The organism is Priestia aryabhattai (genome assembly GCF_023715685.1).
GTDB classification, from domain to species: domain Bacteria; phylum Bacillota; class Bacilli; order Bacillales; family Bacillaceae_H; genus Priestia; species Priestia aryabhattai_B.
Genome location: NZ_JAMBOQ010000001.1, coordinates 1,044,524 through 1,067,161 on the forward strand (window position 1 = coordinate 1,044,524; position 22,638 = coordinate 1,067,161).

At 38.8% G+C, this 22,638-nt stretch carries 19 protein-coding genes and 1 other annotated feature (1 of these 20 running past the window's edge); of the genes, 2 read left to right on the forward strand and 17 right to left on the reverse strand.

Features of this window, described 5'->3' with window-relative positions; all coding sequences use genetic code 11:
• Window positions 1–175: a binding site (T-box leader), on the reverse strand; it reaches 70 nt to the left of the window's first position.
• 230 nt (window positions 176–405) lie between these two features.
• Window positions 406–603, forward strand: coding sequence for a hypothetical protein (locus M3225_RS05440; RefSeq protein ID WP_013059354.1), 198 nt, complete (start codon window positions 406–408; stop codon window positions 601–603).
• Window positions 604–614: 11 nt separating this feature from the next.
• Here M3225_RS05440 and ysxE read toward each other — a convergent pair whose 3' ends face one another.
• The 8 genes from ysxE to hemA form a co-directional block, all read right to left on the reverse strand.
• Window positions 615–1,664, reverse strand: coding sequence for a spore coat protein YsxE (gene ysxE, locus M3225_RS05445; RefSeq protein WP_251391564.1), 1,050 nt, complete (start codon window positions 1,662–1,664; stop codon window positions 615–617).
• A 77-nt stretch (window positions 1,665–1,741) separates the two neighbouring features.
• Window positions 1,742–2,926, reverse strand: coding sequence for a stage VI sporulation protein D (spoVID, locus tag M3225_RS05450; protein ID WP_251391566.1), 1,185 nt, complete (start codon window positions 2,924–2,926; stop codon window positions 1,742–1,744).
• Between the two features lie 147 nt (window positions 2,927–3,073).
• A complete protein-coding gene (hemL, locus tag M3225_RS05455) occupies window positions 3,074–4,363 on the reverse strand; it encodes a glutamate-1-semialdehyde 2,1-aminomutase (protein WP_013059357.1) in 1,290 nt (429 codons plus the stop codon).
• Window positions 4,364–4,379: 16 nt separating this feature from the next.
• Entirely contained in the window at window positions 4,380–5,360 is a 981-nt protein-coding gene (gene hemB, locus M3225_RS05460; RefSeq protein ID WP_251391568.1) for a porphobilinogen synthase, read from the reverse strand.
• A gap of 17 nt (window positions 5,361–5,377) precedes the next feature.
• Entirely contained in the window at window positions 5,378–6,151 is a 774-nt protein-coding gene (locus tag M3225_RS05465; protein ID WP_251391570.1) for a uroporphyrinogen-III synthase, read from the reverse strand.
• Entirely contained in the window at window positions 6,151–7,083 is a 933-nt protein-coding gene (gene hemC / locus M3225_RS05470) for a hydroxymethylbilane synthase (protein ID WP_251391572.1), read from the reverse strand. The genes M3225_RS05465 and hemC overlap by 1 nt, the downstream gene beginning before the upstream one ends.
• 13 nt (window positions 7,084–7,096) lie before the next feature.
• On the reverse strand, window positions 7,097–7,930 hold the full coding sequence (locus M3225_RS05475) for a cytochrome C assembly family protein (protein ID WP_025750612.1): 834 nt from the start codon (window positions 7,928–7,930) through the stop codon (window positions 7,097–7,099).
• 14 nt (window positions 7,931–7,944) lie between these two features.
• Window positions 7,945–9,285: a glutamyl-tRNA reductase gene (gene hemA / locus M3225_RS05480; RefSeq protein ID WP_251391575.1), complete on the reverse strand. Its 1,341-nt coding sequence runs from the start codon at window positions 9,283–9,285 to the stop codon at window positions 7,945–7,947.
• 329 nt (window positions 9,286–9,614) lie between these two features.
• Here hemA and M3225_RS05485 point away from each other — a divergent pair, with 329 nt between their 5' ends.
• Window positions 9,615–10,100, forward strand: coding sequence for a LiaF transmembrane domain-containing protein (locus M3225_RS05485; RefSeq protein ID WP_251391577.1), 486 nt, complete (start codon window positions 9,615–9,617; stop codon window positions 10,098–10,100).
• A 92-nt stretch (window positions 10,101–10,192) separates the two neighbouring features.
• Here M3225_RS05485 and yihA read toward each other — a convergent pair whose 3' ends face one another.
• The 9 genes from yihA to leuB form a co-directional block, all read right to left on the reverse strand.
• Window positions 10,193–10,780 carry a ribosome biogenesis GTP-binding protein YihA/YsxC gene (gene yihA, locus M3225_RS05490; protein ID WP_251391579.1) on the reverse strand — a complete coding sequence of 196 codons (588 nt, stop codon included), beginning with the start codon at window positions 10,778–10,780 and terminating at the stop codon, window positions 10,193–10,195.
• The gene (lon, locus tag M3225_RS05495) at window positions 10,777–13,101 is read right to left on the reverse strand and encodes an endopeptidase La (protein ID WP_251391580.1); all 2,325 of its coding nucleotides are present in this window, start codon (window positions 13,099–13,101) and stop codon (window positions 10,777–10,779) included. The genes yihA and lon overlap by 4 nt, the downstream gene beginning before the upstream one ends.
• 258 nt (window positions 13,102–13,359) lie before the next feature.
• On the reverse strand, window positions 13,360–15,027 hold the full coding sequence (lonB, locus tag M3225_RS05500) for an ATP-dependent protease LonB (RefSeq protein WP_251391581.1): 1,668 nt from the start codon (window positions 15,025–15,027) through the stop codon (window positions 13,360–13,362).
• A gap of 152 nt (window positions 15,028–15,179) precedes the next feature.
• Window positions 15,180–16,445: an ATP-dependent protease ATP-binding subunit ClpX gene (gene clpX / locus M3225_RS05505; protein ID WP_013059367.1), complete on the reverse strand. Its 1,266-nt coding sequence runs from the start codon at window positions 16,443–16,445 to the stop codon at window positions 15,180–15,182.
• 384 nt (window positions 16,446–16,829) lie between these two features.
• Window positions 16,830–18,116 (reverse strand): trigger factor, encoded by a 1,287-nt coding sequence (gene tig / locus M3225_RS05510; RefSeq protein WP_251391582.1) that lies wholly within the window; start codon window positions 18,114–18,116, stop codon window positions 16,830–16,832.
• Between the two features lie 221 nt (window positions 18,117–18,337).
• On the reverse strand, window positions 18,338–19,339 hold the full coding sequence (locus M3225_RS05515) for a tetratricopeptide repeat protein (RefSeq protein ID WP_251391583.1): 1,002 nt from the start codon (window positions 19,337–19,339) through the stop codon (window positions 18,338–18,340).
• A gap of 101 nt (window positions 19,340–19,440) precedes the next feature.
• Window positions 19,441–20,031: a 3-isopropylmalate dehydratase small subunit gene (gene leuD / locus M3225_RS05520; protein ID WP_251391584.1), complete on the reverse strand. Its 591-nt coding sequence runs from the start codon at window positions 20,029–20,031 to the stop codon at window positions 19,441–19,443.
• Window positions 20,032–20,045: 14 nt separating this feature from the next.
• On the reverse strand, window positions 20,046–21,461 hold the full coding sequence (leuC, locus tag M3225_RS05525; protein WP_251391585.1) for a 3-isopropylmalate dehydratase large subunit: 1,416 nt from the start codon (window positions 21,459–21,461) through the stop codon (window positions 20,046–20,048).
• A 58-nt stretch (window positions 21,462–21,519) separates the two neighbouring features.
• A complete protein-coding gene (gene leuB / locus M3225_RS05530) occupies window positions 21,520–22,629 on the reverse strand; it encodes a 3-isopropylmalate dehydrogenase (protein ID WP_251391586.1) in 1,110 nt (369 codons plus the stop codon).
• Between the last annotated feature and the right edge of the window lie 9 nt (window positions 22,630–22,638).

The following is a 22,638-nucleotide window of genomic DNA, read 5'->3' on the forward strand; positions in this document are numbered from 1 at the left end:
TACACTTCATTTCATAACGGTTGATTAACCGGCTTTTTCTACTGAGCTATGCAGCTGTTCAAAAAAGCTACTCATAGGCGACATTCCGAGTGCACATTCTTAAGAAATCTCACAGCAACTGATTTCTCTCTCTGAAAGACGAACATCCCGTACTCTTCCTATTCACTGTATTTATGTATGAATTTCTCTTAATTATACTATATGAAAAAATGTTGAATCGTCAATAATCTTCTCCACTTTTTTACGATAATATTCATAATTTTTTTGTTCTGCTCTTTATTTTTTCATTCACTCGCTAAATTTGGAAATAAAATGAAGAGTTTACTCAAAAAAATAGCACCATTCTTTTCTTTTTTCATATACTGACTTTAACCTGGGCACGTGGATTGAAAGGGGCATGTACAAATGAAGAAACGAATAAATGTAAATTCGTATCAGCTGCAGCGGTGGCTCAAAACAGCAGGAGCGGCTTGTGGACAGTTTATTGTTCCTTTAACAATTTTTCAAGGTATACGTACACTATTTTTTCCTACAACCTTTGATGTACTGTTGTTGGCACTGCTTGCCATACTAGCGGTTGCTTTATATTCCGACTGGATTTAAAAACCCAAGCGCTATTCGTTCGCTTGGGCTTGTGCAGCTGCTTCCGCTGCCATTTTTTTTTGCTGATCTACTTCAAATATTTTAATATTCAGCTGTTCAATATTTTTCGTCAGCCAGTATGCTCGAATAAATGACTGCATATGTTCAAGCTCCGTTTTACTTTCTTTATGATGCCTATATTGAACGATACACTGATACAGGGGTTCTGGAAACGCTAAATAACTGTGCAAAAGCAGCCTTTCCTCTTCTCTGAGAGCAAAATGTTTTTCATACGTGCTAAACCACTCATAGCTGTCATAGGTAGTTACTGGGTATGTGCGAAGAGTACGGAAATAAAATGAGACCAAATCATAAATAGGTGAAGCATCTTTTGCATGTTCAAAATTAATAAAAAACCCATTTCCCCGTTCGTCATAAATAAAATGTTTAGCCGATAGCTTTCCATGAGAAGTAACCAGCCGGATCTTTTCTTTTTCCTCCATTTCATCGTTCCACTGATCGAGCTTTCCAAACCCAAATTCAAGCGCTCTCGTCATTTCATAATAAAATGTACAGTAATGCAATTCAAACGGGGACATATAAACTTTCTTCTCACATTCTACTACGTATTGCTTCAGCTCTTCCTGACGTTTTTCCCACGTTTTTTTCATCGATGTGTAATGATTTTCTATATCTTCTTTTTTCACTTCTACTTCCTGCGCCGAAGCGCCGTGAAGCTTAGCAAGCTCTTGAAACAATTTATGATATCGAATATCACGCTCTTCGGTTGGATTATTTGGGAGCCACGGCATTAAGTAATACGAGCCGCTTTCATCTGAAACAATGGGCTGAGAACGTTTCGTTTGATAAATAGGGACAAAGCCCATCCACCCTTTTTGATACACGTTCTGCAGCTTTTGAATGAAGTTCTGATTTCGCTCTTGATAATTCGTCATTTCTTTAAGCGCAAATACGCCAGTTTTCGTATAGACTTTTTTTACTTTTCCATAGTCTTCGATAAAGTCAACATCTAAGTCATATTCTTTTAACAATACTTTGTAGTCTGCTACTGTCCGCTGCATCTATATTCTCCTTTCTCATAAAAAATAAAGAAAACAGTTAAGACATTATATGCGTCAAAACTGTTTTCTTTCCGACTTTAACGAACGGGAATATTTAAGATGCTTCCTTCTTCCAGTTCATATTCATCTTCTAAATTATTCACTCGTAAAATATTTTGCACATTCGTTTTATAGCGGTCTGCTATCGTATCAAGCGAATCTCCGTCTTGAACAATACAAAGCTTCCACGTTGAAAAAGCTTCTTCTTCCCGAGAAAAGAGCTTTGTTAAATAAAGGGCGTTTTCATTTCGTCCGCTTTCATTTTCTTCTTTACGAAATTCAACAATAATCTTTTCCTCTTCTTGCTCAGCTTCTTCTTGGACTTCAGCATACGCATTCAATTCACTAGCTTGCGATTCTTCTAAGCTTTCTTGCTCTTGACGAAGCTGAACAAGCTCAATCACGTTGTCTTCTCTTTCTTCCTCGATTTGCGCTTCTTTTTTCACTTCGACTTCAAATGGTTCATATGCTTCATCTTCGTATTCAACGACCGGCTCAGCACGAGCTTCTTTTTTAAATACAGATGAAAAATAACTAGGCGGCTCTTCTGAAGGATCTTCTTCACTAGCCTCTTCCTCTAGAAGTTCTGGAGCTTCACGGTAGCTTAAATCAAACTCTTCTTCTTTCTCTTCTTCTTCTAGAGCAAAGTTTTCAGTATATACCTCTTCAGCATCGTCCACTTCTTCATAGGATACGATGTGCTGTTCTTTCGCAAACTCTTCTTCTTCTTCACGTTCTTCATGCTGTTCTTCATGCTGTTCTTCCGCAAACTCTTCCTCTTCTTCACGTTCTTCATGCTGTTCTCCGTACAATCCTGTGATGGACAAGTCAGCCATTAGCTGCAGCTGATTTGTGCCTGGCAATTCATAATCAAATAAATCGATAGATACATATACGTCTTCAATACTTTGAATACGATTTTTAGGAATGGTAATATCAACAGGAAATTGATGTGATAATTCAGCCGTTCCGTCTTCACGGACAGAGATAGATTGCACTTGATTCTCATTTGTATATTCTCGTAACGAGTGCTCTCCCTCGTACGTTTCGTATTCACCTGTTAATTGTAATGCTCCTCGAATAGACACATATTGGTCATATTCTTGAATAGATACTTGAGGCTCTAAGGAGATAGACAAAAGTTGTGAGACTTCCTGTCCTTTTTGAAACCATACTGATTCTTCTACGGAAAAACGCAGACATGATAAATTATCCTGCGACAAATTGTTCTCCCCCTTCCAACACCCGCCAGGTAATAGCGCGGTCATTAAAGATGTATGAACAAATAAATTAAAATATGTCTTTAAAACTAAAAAAGCTTACGGAATCCTCCGTAAGCTTTGGTATAAAAGTCAATCTGATTTAGCTGTTTATCCACGTAACTTCGAAAAAGCTTTTTCAGCTGCAGCAATTGTATGTTCAATGTCTGCATCTGTATGAGAAGTTGATAAAAACATTCCTTCAAATTGAGAAGGAGGTAAAAACACGCCTTCATTAGCCATTTCACGATAGTAAGCTGCAAAATAATCTAAATTGGATGTTTTCGCTGTTTCGTAATTTATTACTTGTTCGTTTGTAAAAAAGAATCCAATCATTGAACCAGCTCGGTTTACCGTAAACGGCACATCATATTTTTCAGCTGCTGCCATCAATCCTTCTTCTAATCGATCTGCTTTACGAATGAACTCGTCGTAAGATTGAGGTGTCAGCTGCGTTAATGTCTCGTATCCAGCTGTCATCGCAAGTGGATTACCTGATAATGTACCTGCTTGATAAATTGGGCCGCTTGGTGCAACTCGCTCCATAATTTCAGCTTTACCACCGTAAGCACCTACTGGTAAACCACCACCGATTACTTTTCCTAAGCAAGTTAAGTCAGGCGTAATGTTGTAGTAGCCTTGTGCACAGTTGTACGCTACGCGGAACCCTGTCATTACTTCATCAAAAATGAGCAGTGAGCCATATTCTGATGTGATATCACGAAGCCCTTGTAAGAAACCTGGCTGAGGCGGTACCACACCCATATTTCCTGCTACCGGTTCAACGATTACTCCGGCAATGTCATCTCCGAATTCTTTAAAAGCATATTGTACGCTTTCTAAATCATTGTACGGCACTGTAATCGTATTTTTAGCGATTCCTTCAGGCACTCCTGGACTATCTGGTAGGCCTAACGTTGCTACGCCTGAGCCAGCTTTAATGAGAAGAGAGTCACCGTGTCCATGGTAGCACCCTTCAAATTTCAAAATTTTGTTGCGGCCCGTATAGCCACGTGCTAAACGCAGTGCGCTCATCGTTGCTTCCGTACCTGAACTCACCATACGGACGATTTCGATTGAAGGCACGCGCTCAATCACAACCTTGGCAAGCTCATTTTCAATTAACGTTGGTGCACCAAAGCTTGTACCAGATTCCGTTACTTTTTTTACTGCTTCAACTACTTGATCGTTGGAATGTCCGTGAATTAAAGGTCCCCATGATAGGACGTAGTCAATATATTTATTGCCGTCAATATCGTAAATCGTAGCGCCTTTTCCTCGTTCCATAAAGATAGGATCCATATCTACTGATTTAAATGCACGAACAGGACTGTTTACTCCACCCGGCATTAATTGCTGCGCTTCTAAAAAAGCTGCTTTTGACTTTTCATAACTTCTCATGTGTAAGCCTCCTTAATTACTTATCAGATAACCAGCGTGCTGCGTCTTTAGCATGATACGTTACAATTAAATCCGCTCCTGCACGCTTCATGCTAATTAATTTTTCAAGAACAATCTCTTTTTCATTTACCCAGCCGTTTTGAGCTGCCGCTTTAATCATTGAATATTCACCGCTCACATTATAAGCCACTACCGGTAAATTAAACGTATTTTTCACATCGCGCATAATATCTAAATAAGATAGAGCCGGTTTTACAATTAAGAAATCTGCTCCTTCTTCTACATCAGATTCTGCTTCTCGAAGTGCTTCTAAGCGATTGGCTGGGTCCATTTGATATGTTTTACGATCTCCAAATTGAGGAGAAGAATGCGCTGCATCGCGGAATGGTCCGTAAAAGGCAGATGCATATTTAACAGCATAAGACATCACAGGCACATCTTCAAATCCAGCTTCGTCTAGACCGTGGCGAATAGCCGCCACAAAACCGTCCATCATGTTTGAAGGCGCAATAATATCCGCTCCTGCTTCAGCTTGACTAACCGCTGTACGAGCTAATAAGTCAAGGCTAGGATCGTTTAAGATTTTTCCGTCTTCAATTACACCACAGTGGCCATGATCTGTGTATTGACATAAACATGTATCTGCAATAACAACAAAGTCTGGAAAGTTTTCTTTAATTTGACGAATACCTTTTTGGACAATTCCGTGGTCATGGTACGCCTGTGAGCCAACCGCATCTTTTTCAGCGGGAACACCAAATACCATAGCTGACTTGATTCCTAAATCGACTAACTCTTGGATTTCATCATTCAAGTAGTCTAAAGAAATTTGATCCACACCTGGCATTGATTTTACAGCATTTCTTTTTTGTTCACCTTCTACAATAAAAATAGGATATATAAAGTCTTCGGGATGTAAATAGGTTTCACGTACAAGCGCACGCATATTTACAGAATTACGAAGACGACGATGACGTGTAAATTGTAAATCTTTCATGTTAAAATCCTCCTTTATTATTTAAAACAACTAACCAACATATCTATCATACCATTTATTGTGTACGTGCTAGGAACAAGATGCTTAATTCCATATTCATTCGCTGTCTGACTTGTAATAGGACCAATACAAATAACTTTGGTTCTATTCACAAGCTCAAGCCAATTCGGAATGTCTTTAACTGACTCAACAAAAAATCTCACCGTAGAAGAACTTGTAAAAGTAATAGCATCAATTCCTATTTCTAAATGTTGCTTAACCAACCGTTCAGAGTCTTGATTTCGAATGGTCTGATATACGATTAAATCCGTTATCTCACACTCTTTTAACCCATCTTTTAAAACAGAGCGGGCTAATTGTCCTCGTACAAGGAGAACTCGCTCGTGATGTGAAACATTTGCTTTTAACGACTCAAGAAGTGATTCCGCAACGTATTCTTTTGGAACAAGTTGCACGTTAACATCGTGTTTTTCTAGCAATTTTGCGGTTTTTTCTCCCACCGCAGCCACTTTTAATCTTTTTAAAGCACTCCAACTGATATTTAACTCTTTTAGCCATTCGAAGAAAAAAGAAATGCCGTTTTGACTTGTAAAAACAACCCAATCAAACGAGCCAATCGACAGCAGGACATCTTCCACTTCTTGTTCATTGCTAGAACGTGCGAACGTGAGGACTGGTAAGCTTAAAGGTATCCCCCCCAGCTTTTTAATCTGTGTTGCAAATGAATGAGCCTGCTTCGCTTCTCTTGTAATCAAAACTTTTTTCAAAAAAAGAGGAGCCTCATGACTCATTACTTGTCCAGCTCCTCTTTTACATGATCAATTAAAAGCTTAGCTCCTTGAGATGTTAAGCGCTCAGCAGCTTCTGAACCGATAGCAACGGGGTCTTTTCCCGTAATTTGCTCTTTGTAAATCGTTTTGCCATCAGGAGAAGCGACTAGCGACGTTAGCTCAATGTTTCGATCGTCCAATATACGCCCATACCCCGCAATCGGCACTTGGCATCCGCCTTCCATCTCTTTTAAAAATATGCGTTCAGCTCTAACAGCACGAGCCGTTTCATCATGATTTAGAGCTTGAAGAAGCGATAATAATTCATGGTCATTTTCTCGGCATTCGATAGCTAAAGCTCCCTGTCCTACAGCAGGAACGCTTATTTCCGGCTCTAAGTACTGAGTGACCGTATCTTTCGACCAGCCCATACGAGATAACCCTGCAGCTGCCAAGATAATCGCATCGTAATCTTCATTTTTTAATTTCTCTAGGCGTGTGTCGATGTTTCCTCGAATCCATTTAATTTCGATATCTGGACGCATAGATAGAAGCTGTGCCCCTCGACGCAAGCTGCTTGTCCCAATCACAGCACCGCTTGGTAGCTCCTCAAATCGCTCACCATTTTTTGAAATAAGCGCATCACGATGATCTTCTCGTAAAGGAATACATCCAATCGTTAATCCTTCTGGCAAGACAGCCGGCATATCTTTCATACTATGAACGGCCATATCAATTTCTTCATCTAACATGGCTTGTTCAATTTCTTTTACAAAAAGACCTTTACCGCCCACTTTGGACAGCGTTACATTTAAAATTTGATCACCTTTTGTAACCATTTCTTTAATTTCAAACTCAAAAGGAAGACCTTGTTTTTTTAACTGTTCAATGACCCACTTAGTCTGTGTTAACGCAAGTTTGCTTCGACGAGAGCCGACAATAATTTTTCGCATGTTGTCCTCCTAATTACGAACCCCAAAAGTGAAAATTCGATAAACTGCCAAATAAAAAGAAATTAATAAGTAAGACTAAGAACAATCCGATATTCCACATCGCGATTGCCTTTCCTTGAATACCTCTACGCAGTCTAGCATACAAATACGCGCTGTATGCAACAAACATTAAAAATGAACCTAACACTTTTGTATCGTACCAATGAAAATCTACGTATTTAATATAAGCCCATATGATTCCTAAGATTAACGAAAGCAATAACAGCGGTACACCAATTAAAATTAATACATAGGACATGTAATCTAGCTTTGTTAAATCCTCAATTCTTAGCAAGCGCTTGCCCCATTTCTTCTTTTTCAATAAATTATACTGAACAAGATACAGAGCGGAAAAAACAAAAGAGACTGAAAAAGCGCCGTAAGATAAAATAGCCATGGTAATATGAATGATTAATAATTCTGACACAAGGCGCTCCGACTGGACAGCAGTGTATGTTTCAAGTGGAGCAAACGTATGAATAGCCATAATTAAGAAACCAATCACATTTGTAAAAAACACCATAAAATCAACGCGAAATAAGCGATTAATCACAAGTGAAAGAGTAATTAACACCCACGCGTAAAAATACAGCCCTTCAGAAACGGTAAGAATAGGAAACCTTCCCGTCTCAAACATTCGTAAGATTAAAAAGGCTGTTTGCAAAACCCACACAATAGAAAGTAACCAGAAGGCTATCGAATTTGCCTTCCGGTTATTTTGTACAAAATCAATAAAATATAATAAAACGCTCGCCGCGTATAAAATCACAATCAATTCATAGATTCTGGTTAATTCCATATCAACCATTATTCAATCCTCACTTAAGACTGATAAGCTACTGAATGAGACGTAATCGATGTATGAAGCTGCTCTTCTTTTTCTTTTTGCAAAGCAACTTCCTGTTCAATATTAAAAATCTTCATGAACAGCTCTAAAGACTCTTCAGCATGTTTCTCTCCAGCCAATTCTTTCGCGTGTAAAATTGGATCGCGAAGAAGTTGATTAATTATACTTTTTGTATGTTTATTTAAAACTTTGCGCTCACGCTCAGATAAATCTGGGAGCTTACGTTCAATGCTTTTCATCGTTTCAGCTTGAATGGTAAGTGCTTTTTGACGAAGTGCAGAAATAACAGGCACAACGCCTAATGTACCAAGCCAAGACTTGAAAGCAACAATTTCAGCTTCAACCATAATTTCAATTTCATCCGCAGCTTTTTGACGCTCTTGCAAGTTAGATTCTACAATCCCGTTTAAATCGTCGATATCGTATAAAAAGACCGTCTCTAGCTCGTCTAGTTCTGGATCTAAGTCACGCGGAACGGCGATGTCCACCATAAACAATGGGCGACCTTTACGCGTACGCTCAGCTTCACTCATCATTTGTTTCGTTACTACATAGTCATTAGCTCCTGTTGAACTAATTAAGATATCTGCTTCACTTAAAGCATGTTGAAGATCAGCAAATGGTTTGGCTTCTCCAGAAAAACGGTTTGCTAGCTCCTGTGCCTTTTCAAATGTTCGATTCACTACCGTTACTTTTTTAGCTCCGCTGCCATATAAATTCTGTACGGCAAGCTGACCCATTTTTCCCGCACCAAGAATCAATACGTGTTTGGATGATAAGTCTCCAAAAATCTTTTTAGCAAGCTCTACAGCTGCATAGCTGACAGAAACTGCATTCGCACCAATTTCTGTTTCATGATGAGCTTTTTTAGCTAATGTCACAGCTTGTTTAAACAGCTGATTAAAAACTGTACCAATTGTTTCTTCTTCTTGAGCAAGCAAAAAACTTGAACGCACTTGTCCAAGAATTTGTGTTTCGCCAATCACCATTGAATCCAATCCACATGCTACTCGGTATAAATGTTCGATGGCTCCATCATTTTCATAGATGGTTAAATAAGGCGAAAACTCTTCTTTATCTATTCCGAACCATTCAGCTAAAAATGCTTTTACATAATAACGGCCCGTGTGTAATTGATCAACAACAGCATAAATTTCCGTACGATTGCATGTTGAAACAATGATGTTCTCCAAAATACTTTTTTGGCCGCTTAACGTTTTCATGGCAGATGCTAGTTCTTGCTCATTAAAACTAAGCTTTTCTCTTATTTCAACAGGGGCTGTTCGAAAGTTTAAGCCGACTGCTATAATATGCATTTGTACATACCCCCTATAATTGAAATGTGCTTATTTATCCGAATTTTACGGGCAGTAACCCCTAAATTTTCAAAGAGCTACAGTGAGATAACTGCCCGTAAAATCCGGCGTTTTCCATTCTACTATTCGTAAAAAACGGCGGACGTTACACAGATGTAAGCTTCGCCTTATCTCTAACTATTATAACATGTTCTATAGATCATTCGAAAAAAAAATGTGAACAGTCTTTGAAAACATGTGTTAAGATATTAACTGTTATTCCGTAATAAATTGTATCAAAAAAGCAGCGTTTTATCACGTTTTCTGTTTTGAAACACCTGGAGGTTACTATGAAAAAGCAATCAATGTTTTTTGGTGTCTTACTAGTTGGATTTGGAATCTTTTTTTTACTGAATGAACTACATATGAGCATTGCAGCAAAGGTATACACGTGGCCTGTACTGTTAATTTTAATAGGAGCAGCACTGTTAACTGAGTCTGCTTTATCTCAAGATCATTCAAACTTGCTTGCAAGCTACATATTAATCACTTTAGGTATTCATTTCTATGTAAGTGAACAAATTTCCTTTTGGCCTACGAATATTAGCATGGTCGTTTTTATGGTGGCTATTAGCTTTTTACTCAGTGCTAGAAAAGCCAAATCAGGCTTTTTCCAAGGCGGCACCCTTTTAATTATTGCCATTTTAATGATGTTTTCAGACCGTCTTAAACTATTTTTGCCAAAAGTTGAAGACGGCGTAAATTATTTAACAACCTTCTGGCCTATTTTATTGTTACTAGTTGGGCTATATTTATTATTTTTCAAACGAAAGTAATCTATGTAAACAAGTTAAAAAATGGAACGTTTGACTCACTTCCTGTTAGAGTGATGATAAACGTTCCATTTTTTATGCTTCTATTACTTTGTTTAGTGAGTCATGCGATACTGCAAAGATTTCCACGCTTTATCTTTTCCTTCACCTGTTTCAGATGAGAAGTGAATTAATTCATCATTTGGATCTAAATCCAGCGTTTCTCTCACTACTTTTAAATGCTTTTGCCATTTTCCTTTAGGAATTTTATCAGCTTTCGTCGCAATGACCATAACAGGAATGTCATGGTGCTTCAAAAACTCATACATCATAACGTCATCCTTTGAAGGGGCATGGCGTAAATCAACAATCATTAACACAGCTTTAAGCTGGTCACGATTTGTTAAATACGTTTCAATCATTTTCCCCCATGCTTCACGCTCTTTTTTAGACACTTTTGCAAATCCGTAGCCAGGTACGTCTACAAAGTGAAGGATTTCATTAATTAAAAAGAAGTTAAGCGTTTGAGTTTTTCCAGGCTTAGACGACGTACGCGCTAAGCTTTTGCGATTGAGCATCTTATTAATAAAAGATGATTTTCCTACATTTGAACGGCCTGCTAAAGCAAATTCTGGCAGGTTTTCTTTAGGATATTGTTCAGGGCGTACGGCACTGATGACAATATCAGCTTGAGTTACTTTCATTTTACCTCTCCTACTAGCGCATGTTCCAATACTTGGTCCACATGTGACACAAGAACGATGTCTAATTCCTCTTGTACACTGTCAGGAATATCTTCAATATCACGTTCATTATCATGAGGGATTAATATTTTAGTTAATCCGGCACGATGTGCACTAAGTGACTTTTCTTTTAAACCACCGATTGGTAATACGCGACCTCTTAGTGTAATTTCTCCTGTCATTCCCACTTCTCTACGCACTGGTTTACCCGTCAGTGCCGATACTAGAGCAGTGGCAATGGTAATCCCTGCAGAAGGTCCATCTTTTGGTACAGCTCCTTCTGGAACATGGATATGGATATCATGTTTTTCATAAAACTTTTCATCAATTCCTAGTTTCTCTGCATTTGAACGCACGTAGCTAAATGCTGCCTGGGCTGATTCTTTCATCACGTCTCCAAGCTTTCCAGTTAGCACTAGTCTTCCTTTACCAGGGGACAAACTTACTTCAATGGCTAACGTGTCTCCTCCCACAGTTGTGTAAGCAAGACCTGTAGCAACGCCGACTTGATCTTCCGTCTCAGCCTGTCCGTAACGGAACCTAGGCTTGCCAAGGAATTCTTCAATCGTTTTGGCCGTCACCACCACGCGCTTTTTCTCACCAGAGACTACGATACGAGCTGCTTTTCGGCAAATTGAAGCAATTTCGCGTTCAAGGTTACGAACGCCAGCTTCTCTCGTATATAAACGAATGATTGCTGTTAACGCGTCATCGCGAATCTGCAAATTGCCCTTTTGCAATCCGTGATTTTCTAGCTGGCGCAGCAATAGGTGACGCTTCGCGATTTCAAGCTTTTCCAGCTCCGTGTAACCAGCAATTTGAATAATTTCCATTCGATCGCGCAGCGGCCCCGGAATCGTAGCTAAGTTATTAGCTGTAGCCACGAACATCACTTTTGATAAATCATATGTTTCTTCTATATAGTGATCGCTGAAATTATGGTTTTGTTCAGGATCCAATACTTCTAACAAAGCAGAAGACGGATCTCCTCGGAAATCATTTGACATTTTATCGATTTCATCAAGTAGAAACACCGGATTAATCGTTCCTGCTTTTTTCATTCCTTGAATAATGCGTCCAGGCATAGCTCCCACGTACGTGCGACGATGACCGCGAATTTCCGACTCATCTCTCACGCCTCCTAGAGATACTCGTACAAAATGACGGTCTAGAGACGTAGCAATTGAGCGGGCTAGGGACGTTTTCCCTACGCCAGGAGGTCCTGCTAAGCATAAAATAGGACCTTTAAGAGATTTTGTCAACTGCTGTACAGCTAGATATTCTAATACGCGTTCCTTCACTTTTTCAAGACCATAGTGCTCATCGTTCAGCACTTTTTCAGCATTATGAATATCGAGCGTATCTTCCGTTTCATTTGTCCAAGGTAGCGCAATCAACCATTCAATATAATTTCGAATGACTGAGCTTTCAGCGGAGGTAGCAGGAATTTTTTCATAGCGATCTAATTCTTTAAACGCAACTTGTTTGACATGGTCAGTCATCCCACTTGCTTCAATTTTTTCGCGAAGGGTTGCTACTTCTCCCGTCTTTCCTTCTTTGTCTCCAAGCTCTTTTTGAATCGCCTTCATTTGCTCGCGAAGATAATACTCTTTCTGGGTGCGTTCCATTGATTTCTTTACACGCTGTCCAATTTTTTTCTCCAGCTGCAAAACTTCTTGCTCGTCTTGAATATGAGAAATGATCGTATTTAATCTTTCTTTCACATCAGTTATTTCTAAAATTTCTTGTTTAAGCTGAATTTTTATTGGTAAATGAGAGGCTACAATATCTGCTAATCTTCCTGGTTCTTCAATGTCACTTACGGTTGAAAGAGTTTCAACGGACACCTTTTTGGAAAGTTTTATGTATTGTTCGAAATAGTCTAAAAGCGTGCGCATCAGCGCTTTATCTTCTACATCAACCTGATGTTCTTCGTTTTGCTTTTCCACGTGAACAACAAAATATTCTTCGCTGTCTTCAAATTCTGTAACGGTTACGCGATTTAGTCCTTCTACTAAGACTCGCATCGTTCCATTCGGCAGCTTTAGCATTTGTTTAATTTTTGCTAACGTACCGGTTCTATATAAATCCTCTTTCGTTGGTTCATCAATACCCATATCTTTTTGTGATACTAAACAAACTAAGTGATCATCCATCATTGCTTTTTCTAATGCTTGTACAGATTTGTCTCGTCCAACATCTAAATGAAGCACCATTGTCGGATAGACGATTAAACCTCGTAAAGGCAGTAGCGGCATTGTCATTTTTTCTTTTTCTGCCATGCAATGAACACCTCCAATGCTCGTCAATTAAAGTATGTAAAGTGTGAATTCTTTTAACAATTTTATCTCATTTGTATACACATGTCTAACAATAGTAATTATTAATTGTATCATGAGAAAGAATTAAAAGGCAAAACATATCTTTTTAAGCTCTTTTCATAAAAAAACGCCTTTTTCGTTGGCTGTGTATAAAGATTTTATACGCGAAAAAGGCGTGAATATTCATCTAACCATTAATTTTTAATTATCATGATAGGATTAGCTAGATTCTCTTTTTGAAATAGCAGAATCTACCGACAAATGTGCAACATGCTCATGTACAGGTAATAGTGCTTGTTCAAACACCTCTGTTAAATGATGGACAGGAATAATATCGATACCTTTTACCTTTTCTACCATTGCATTCATATTTTCCTTTGGCACAATCACCGTCTGAACTCCTGCTTGTTTTGCTGCCTTGATTTTTGGAATCACACCGCCAATTGGCTTTACATTACCGTGCAGACCAATTTCTCCTGTCATCGCCACGGTATGTTTAATTGGCACTTCATAAATCGCTGAGTAGATGCCTGTTGCCATAGCAATACCAGCGGAAGGTCCATCGATTGGCACGCCTCCCGGAAAGTTTACATGAATATCATACTCATCGGCTGGAACATCCATTGAGCGAAGAACGGTTATGACATTTTCAATGGAGCTTTTAGCCATACTTTTACGGCGAATAGACTTCCCTTGAGTCCCTATACTTTCCTCTTCAACGATACCCGTAATAATAATGTTCCCTTTCTCTTTTGCAGGAATCGCTTTGACTTCAATTTCTAAAAGAGCTCCAGAATTAGGCCCGTAAACCGCTAACCCATTAATAAGTCCCACTTTTTCCTCATCTGCAATTTTCGGATCGTGTCTCGGAGATAGTTGACTAGAATGAACAATCCATTCAATATCTTCATTTTTAATATCCGTTCGCTCCTCTGATATCGCTAATCCAGCCGCAATTTGCATCATATTAACCGTTTCACGTCCATTGCGTGCATATGTAGAAAAAAGAGACAAACCTTCTTCTGAAATATCCATTCTTACTTTATTTGCTGCTTTTTTAGCAACTGTAATAATTTCATCGCGATCAAGCTCACGGAAAAATACCTCTACGCATCTGGAACGAATGGCAGGCGGGATTTCATTAGGTGTTCTAGTCGTCGCACCAATCAAACGAAAGTCTGCTGGCAAACCATTTTGAAAAATATCGTGAATATGTGTTGGAATTTGTGTGTTTTCTTCGCTGTAATAGGCGCTTTCCATAAACACTTTTCGATCTTCTAGAACCTTTAACAGCTTGTTCATCTGAATAGGATGGAGCTCTCCAATTTCATCAATAAATAAAATTCCCCCGTGTGCATCTGTAACCGCTCCTTGTTTTGGCTGCGGAATTCCAGCTTGGCCCATGGCACCCGCTCCTTGGTAAATGGGATCATGAACAGACCCAATCAAAGGATCTGCAATGCCTCGCTCATCAAAACGCGCCGTAGTTGCATCTAACTCTACAAATACAGCCGATTGTTTAAAAGGTGATTTTTTATTCTTCTTTGCTTCTTCTAACACTAAACGTGCTGCTGCTGTTTTTCCTACTCCAGGCGGTCCGTATACAATAACATGCTGTGGATTAGGGCCGCAAAGGGCAGCCTTTAGTGATCGAATTCCATCTTCTTGTCCGACAATATCGGAGAAGCTAGACGGCCTTACACGTTCGGCAAGCGGCTCAGTTAAAGAGATGGCTCTCATTTTCTGCAATTGCTCCATTTCTTTCTTTGAATCCCGGTCAATTGAGACTTTTTGCGTACGTTGATTACGTAATAAATTCCAAAAATATAAGCCAATGATGATACCAAAAAAGAGTTGGACCATTAAGGCAATATTCGTCCAGTTCATAGATAAACCTCCTGCGCAGTTTAGTAAGATAATTATCAGTTATTATCTCCCTGCAGCAGTAGGAATAAACAAAATTCTAGTAAAAAGTAAAATTTAGTTGTCCTTCATCAACAGAAAAAAGCCGGGTACTCAAATTGAGCACCCGGCTTTTTTTATGCTGATGTTTTGCTACCTTCTTGAATTGTAGATCCGTCTTCTAATACGAACTTAGGCGCGGCTTGATCACGAACGGTTTCACCTGTGATAATACATTTTGTAATATCATCACGTGAAGGAAGATCAAACATTACATCTAACATAATACCTTCAATGATTGAACGTAGACCACGAGCACCTGTTTTACGCTCGATTGCTTTTTTAGAAATTTCTACTAAAGCCTCGTCTTCAAACTCAAGTTCAACGTCATCGAGTTCAAGCATTTTTTGATATTGTTTCACTAGTGCATTTTTCGGTTTTGTCAAAATCTCAACTAGCGCTTCTTCATCAAGAGGCACTAAGCTAGCAGTAACCGGTAAACGACCAATAAACTCTGGAATTAAACCAAATTTTAATAAATCTTCCGGTAATACTTTTGCTAGTAGCTCTTTTTCTGTAAAGTCTTGTTGTTTTGTTTCTGAACCGAATCCAATTACTTTTTTACCTAGGCGACGCTTAATAATAGGTTCGATTCCGTCAAATGCACCACCGCAAATAAATAAGATATTTGTTGTATCAATTTGAATAAATTCTTGATGAGGGTGTTTACGTCCCCCTTGAGGAGGAACACTTGCTACAGTACCTTCTAAGATTTTAAGAAGAGCCTGTTGCACACCTTCACCTGATACATCACGTGTGATAGATGGATTTTCAGACTTACGCGCTACTTTATCAATTTCATCGATGTAGATAATACCTTTTTCAGCTTTCTCCACATCGTAATCAGCTGATTGAATTAATTTTAATAAGATGTTTTCCACATCTTCCCCTACATAACCTGCTTCTGTTAGAGATGTTGCATCTGCAATCGCAAACGGTACGTTTAAAATACGAGCCAACGTTTGAGCTAGTAAAGTTTTACCGCTTCCTGTAGGTCCAATTAATGCAATATTACTTTTTGATAACTCAACGTCATCAATTTTACTGTTTGAATTGATTCGTTTGTAATGGTTGTATACTGCAACGGATAAGGATTTTTTCGCATCCTCTTGACCAATTACATACTCATCTAAAATGTCACGAATTTCTTTTGGTTTTGGTACATCTTTAAATTCTACTTCTTCTTCTGTACCTAACTCTTCTTCTACGATTTCCGTGCAAAGTTCAATACATTCATCGCATATGTAAACACCTGGACCCGCAACTAACTTGCGTACTTGTTCTTGTGTTTTACCACAAAATGAGCATTTTAACTGCCCTTTTTCATCGTTAAATTTAAACATAATTTTCACCCCTTGTAGTATTTACTAAAGTGCTCGAAGCTGATTTCTATCCGCGCTATAGCCCAACAACATGAACAACTCATCTATTTGTAGGTAAATGCCCTTCTTTATCACATAGTAAAAGCGCTATGAAAAGATTTGTATTGCATTTTACCATACATTTTCTTGAATAGATACTAAAACGTTTTATGTATATGTTATTGATGAGCATAACAGAATGGAGATCTGCTATTATATAGTGTCCTCTTATTGGGCCTATTTCATAACCACGGATTTCAAACAATGGGTTAAAGCTGCTTCTACGGTGTTGGTTATGATATAAAAAAACTATTGAAGTTTATAAAACAAGGCACGATCAAGTCGCGCCTTGTTTCTTACTTACTATTATGCAACAGCTTTGCTGTTTTCTACAAGAAATTCAACTGCTTTACGTACTTTCATGTCTTCTTTAATGCTATCAAGACTGCCAAGCACTTTCTTAATTTCTTCGACAGGCATGTTGTACATTCCTGCCATGTTTTCTAATTCTTTTTCTACTTCTTCTTCGCTTACTTCAAGATTTTCAGCTTTTGAAATAGCTTCTAGCGTTAAGTTGATTTTCACACGCTTTTCAGCATCTGGACGCATTTGGTCGCGAAGAGCTTTTTCATCTTGACCTGAGAATTGGAAGTAAAGTTCAAGGTTAAGGCCTTGCATTTGTAAACGTTGTTCAAACTCTTGCATCATACGATCCATTTCAGTGTTGAACATTGCTTCTGGAATTTCTACTTCAGCATTTTCAGCAGCTTTTTCTACTAAAGTGTCGCGAAGAGCTGATTCTGCTTGGTTCTCTTTATCGCTTTGTAATTTTTCTTTTGTTTTTGCTTTTAACGCTTCTAAAGTTTCTACTTCTTCATCTACGTCTTTTGCAAACTCATCGTCTAAAGCTGGAAGCTCTTTAGATTTGATTTCGTGTAATTTCACTTTGAATGTAGCAGCTTTACCAGCTAGCTCTTCAGCGTGATACTCTTCAGGGAATTTTACTTCCACTTCTTTTTCAGCGCCTACTTCAAGACCAACTAATTGCTCTTCAAAGCCAGGGATGAATGTGTTAGAACCGATTTCTAAAGAATAGTTTTCGCCTTTTCCGCCTTCAAATGCTTCGCCATCAACGAAACCTTCAAAGTCGATTACAGCTGTATCGCCTTCAGCTACTGTTCCTTCTTCTTTAACAACTAGCTCAGCGTGACGCTCTTGAAGTGTTTTTAATTCAGCTTCAACGTCTTCATCTGTTACAGTTGTATCTACTTTTTCTACTTCTAAGTTTTTGTATTCGCCTAATTTAACTTCAGGCTTAACAGTTACTTTAGCAGTAAAAACTAGAGGTTGTCCTTTTTCGATTGTTTCAACATCGATTTCTGGACGATCAACCGGCTCGATACCAGCTTCAACAATTGCATTGCTGTAAGCTTCAGGTAATAAGATGTCTAGTGCATCTTGGTATAAAGATTCTACGCCAAAACGTTTTTCGAAAAGTGGACGAGGCATTTTACCTTTACGGAACCCTGGTACGTTTACTTGTTTTACAACTTTTGTGAATGCTTTATCTAAGGCTTTATCAAACTCAGCAGCTTCAACTTCTACTGTTAAAACGCCTTGATTTCCTTCTTGTTTTTCCCATTTTGCAGACATGAATGTTTCCCTCCAAAATCATTTTAAGTAGTGATTTCTAAATTAGATAATGCAGATAGCCTATCAGTTCAAACCTCAACCATTATCTATTTAACTCCCTATTACTTTAAAGTAAGTAGGAATGTAATGTAAAGATGAAATTCTACTATACGTATTTAAGTGCATTTTACAACCATTATATTATAACATACAACAATGACGTTTCAACTAAACACCACATTTTATATAAAAGAAATTTCTTCAATTTCTTTTAGTTCTTTAATTGCCTTTCTTAATTCAGATACGGAGAAACTTCCGTCTTCCTCTGCTATAGCTGCATCTGACTCTTCTCCTTGCATCATCAGACTAACAGCATACACCGCTTCTGTCCAAAGTTTTACATTATCACCCGGTAGAAACGGAAATGTAATAAATAAATGCCGCTGCCATATCTCAATAGCAACCTGCAGCAATGTAGGGTTTTCATGCTCCAGCTTTTCCGTCAGCTGCTCTTCTACTTGCTCGGCAAACAGATACGGTGTTGTTTTTTGAAGCTGAAGCGCATTTACTTTTTTCGTCTCTCCAAACTTACTAATCATAAAATCAATATCTACTTCTTCTTCCATGACTGTTTTTAAAGCGACTGTTTTTACGATAGGGTGAACAGCTTCGGATGAAAATAGTTGTTCAAGGAAGAAGCGCTGTTTTTCAATTCTCTTTGTTTTTAATGAATGAACCCATTCAAGCTGATCTTGAATATTATCTAGAGCTGTGAACGATTTAAACTGCTCTAGCTGTTCTTCTTCTGTTTGTTCTTCTATGACTTGTTCTTGATTCATTCTATTCTTGCAGAATTCCAATAGCTGATAAAGCTGTTCAGCATGTTCAGAAGGGAGTTTGTGTTCTTGAATAACTGCTTGTAGAGTGACATATCCTTCATGATAGTGACCAAGCTGAATTAACACCATGAGGTACATTTGCAAATTATGATAATAATCGCCAATATCTTCTTTCAGCATTTGCTCACATAATTCCTTAGCTATGCCTGCATCACCGAGCTCCACGTGACAAATAACAAGGCCAAGCAAAATTTCATGGTGCTTATTATCAAGTTCGTAGGCCTGTTCAAATAAAGGAAGTGCTTCTTGAAATTGCTTGTGCTGCATATGATCTGTAGCTTTTTCAACCAACCGTTCTTTTAATAGAGGAAAAGCTACAATTTTGTTTTGTTGTTCATTCGACATGTTTTCTCCCCACTTCGCGGTCCATTTGCTTTACAGTTTAGCAATTCGATTAACGGAACGCAAAAAAATCGAGCAAAATGATGATTTTGCTCGATTTTTGGTTAATATCTTACCGTTTTTGCTTCATAAGCAGAAATGTCGTCTTCAAAAGAAAGCGTATAGCCAATTTCATCATATCCGTTAACAAGCATATATTTCCAATGGCCATTAATCTCAAACGTACGTTCAAAACCTGCTTCATCGGTAATTTTTTGCTGATAAAGATCAATTGTACAGGCGTAAGAAGCACTTTGAGACTCTTTCATTAAATAGGAAACATCTTCTTTTGGTAAAACAATAGGTAAAATACCATTTTTTAGACAGTTTTGTTTAAAAATATCTGCAAATGAAGGTGCGATAATGGCACGAAACCCGTAGTCTAAAAGCGCCCATGGAGCGTGTTCACGTGACGAACCACATCCGAAGTTCTCGTCAGCTACAAGAATTGTTGCTCCTTGATTTTGAGGCTGATTTAATTCAAACGTTTCATTTAACGTTTCATCTTCATTGTATCGCCAATCGAAAAATAGAAATTGGCCAAAGCCAGTACGCTCAATTCTTTTTAAAAATTGTTTTGGGATAATTTGATCAGTATCTACGTTTGCTCGGTCGAGACCTGCTACTTTCCCTGTATGGATTGTAAAAGCATTCATCTGTGTTCTCCTCCTTATCGCACCGCTTGTTCTTGTAGTTTGCGTACATCAACAAAATGTCCATATACCGCTGCCGCTGCTGCCATTACTGGGCTTACTAAATGCGTTCTAGCGCCTTTTCCTTGACGTCCTTCAAAGTTGCGGTTAGAAGTGGACGCACAGTGTTCGCCTTGTGGAACTAAGTCAGAGTTCATGCCTAGACACATGCTGCAGCCTGAGTCTCTCCATTCAAAACCTGCTTCAATAAAAATAGCAGATAACCCTTCTTCTTCAGCCACTCGCTTTACTTTTTGAGAACCTGGTACAATCATCGCTCGCACATCTGGTGACACTTTCTTTCCTTTAATAAAGGCTGCCACGTCACGAAGATCAGACAAACGAGCATTTGTACATGAACCGATAAACACATGCTGAACTGGGATCTCTTCTATTGCCATGCCAGGCTGTAAGCCCATATACTCAAGTGCTCGTGACAAAGACTTTCTCTCAGCTTCTGTTTTACACTCTTCTAATGTAGGAACTTGCTTGCTAACATAAGAACTCATTGCCGGGTTTGTTCCCCATGTTACAACAGGTTCAATTGTATCTGCATCAATTTCCAGCGTTTCATCATATGTTGCACCTTCATCTGTTGCTAAAGCTGCCCAAACTTCCACTGCTTTTTCAAACTGTTCTCCTTTAGGAGCATACTGACGCCCTTTAATATAAGAGAAAGTGACATCGTCTGGACTGATTAAACCAGCTTTTGCACCGGCTTCAATAGACATATTACAAATAGTCATGCGCTCTTCCATTGAAAGATCGCGAATACATTCGCCCGTAAATTCTACGATTGAACCTGTTCCAAAATTCACGCCGAATTTTTGAATAATTGCTAACACAATGTCCTTAGCATAAACGCCAGGCTGCTTTTTGCCATTTACTTTCACTTGTAGCGTTTTTGGTTTCGCTTGCCATAGCGTTTGTGTTGCTAAAACATGCTCTACCTCACTAGTTCCTATACCAAAAGCAAGCGCTCCAAATGCACCGTGAGTAGATGTATGGCTATCTCCGCACACAATGGTTTTTCCAGGCTGAGTTAATCCTAATTCCGGTCCAATGATATGCACAATTCCTTGCTCTTCACTTGTTAAATCTAAAAGCTTCACACCAAACTCATGACAGTTTTCAGATAGTTTGTCTACTTGTTTCTTGGCAATCGGATCTTTAATATTAAAACGGTCAACCGTTGGAATGTTGTGATCCATTGTAGCAAAAGTTAAATCTGGACGCTTCACTTGGCGATTTGCCACGCGGAGACCTTCAAATGCTTGAGGGGACGTTACTTCATGAATAAGATGAAGATCGATATATAATAAGTCCGGCTTCCCCTCTTCTCGACGTACAACATGTTGTTCCCAAAGCTTATCAATAATTGTTTTTGGTTTCATACTGCTCCTCCTTTCTGATTATGAAAAACGTTTCTCACAAAACGTGAGAAACGCATGATTAACTGTAAGCCGTCATAATGCTTGAAATGGCAGAATCATTGGCAATTACCGCAGTTATCGCATCCACCATTTTATCGGTACCTAAATAGTGATTACCGTCTGCTAAGTCAGCTGTTCGATGACCTGCATGTAATACACTTTCAACCGCTTGTTCAATCACTGCTGCTTCTTTTTCTAACCCAAATGAATGTCTAAGCAACATTGCTGCAGATAAAATAGCAGCAATCGGATTAGCTTTGTTTTGCCTAGCAATGTCTGGTGCAGAACCGTGAACCGGTTCGTATAAAGATGGACCATCAACCGTTAAGCTCGCAGATGGCAACATTCCTAACGATCCTGTCAGCATAGAAGCCTCATCACTCAAAATATCACCAAACATATTTTCAGTTACCACTACATCAAAATACTTAGGATTACGAATTAACTGCATAGCAGCTGAATCTACAAGCATATGTTCAAGCTCTACATCTGGGTAGTCTTTTGCTACTTCTTCAGCTACTTCACGCCACACTCGACTAGACTCGAGCACATTCGCTTTATCAACAGACGTTACTTTTTTACGTCGATTTACAGCCGTGTCAAATGCTTGGCGAATAATTCTTTCTATTTCTGTACGCTTATAAAATAATGTGTCGACAACTGTTTCTTCATTTCCTTCTGTTCGGCGCTCGCTAGGCTTACCAAAATATAAGCCTCCTGTTAGCTCACGGACGATAATGAAGTCAACACCTTCAATGTATTCTTTTTTCAGAGGAGAGGCATCTGCTAAGCTATCATAAAACGTTACCGGACGAAGGTTAGCATATAAATCCAGTTCTTTTCGAATAGCTAGCAAACCTTTTTCCGGTCGCAAATGTGAAGGATTACGATCCCATTTTGGACCTCCAACGGATCCAAGTAATACAGCATCCGCCTGCTTACAAGTCTCAATTGTACTTTCTGGAAGAGGTGTGCCCGCCTCATCAATTGCAGCTCCGCCAATTAGTCCATACGTAAACTCGAATTGATGATCAAAGCGCTCTCCAATTGCTTTTAAAACGGCAACAGCGCCTTTGGTTACTTCTGTTCCTACGCCGTCACCCGGTAATACAGCGACTTTTTTTGTCATGGTGGTCTC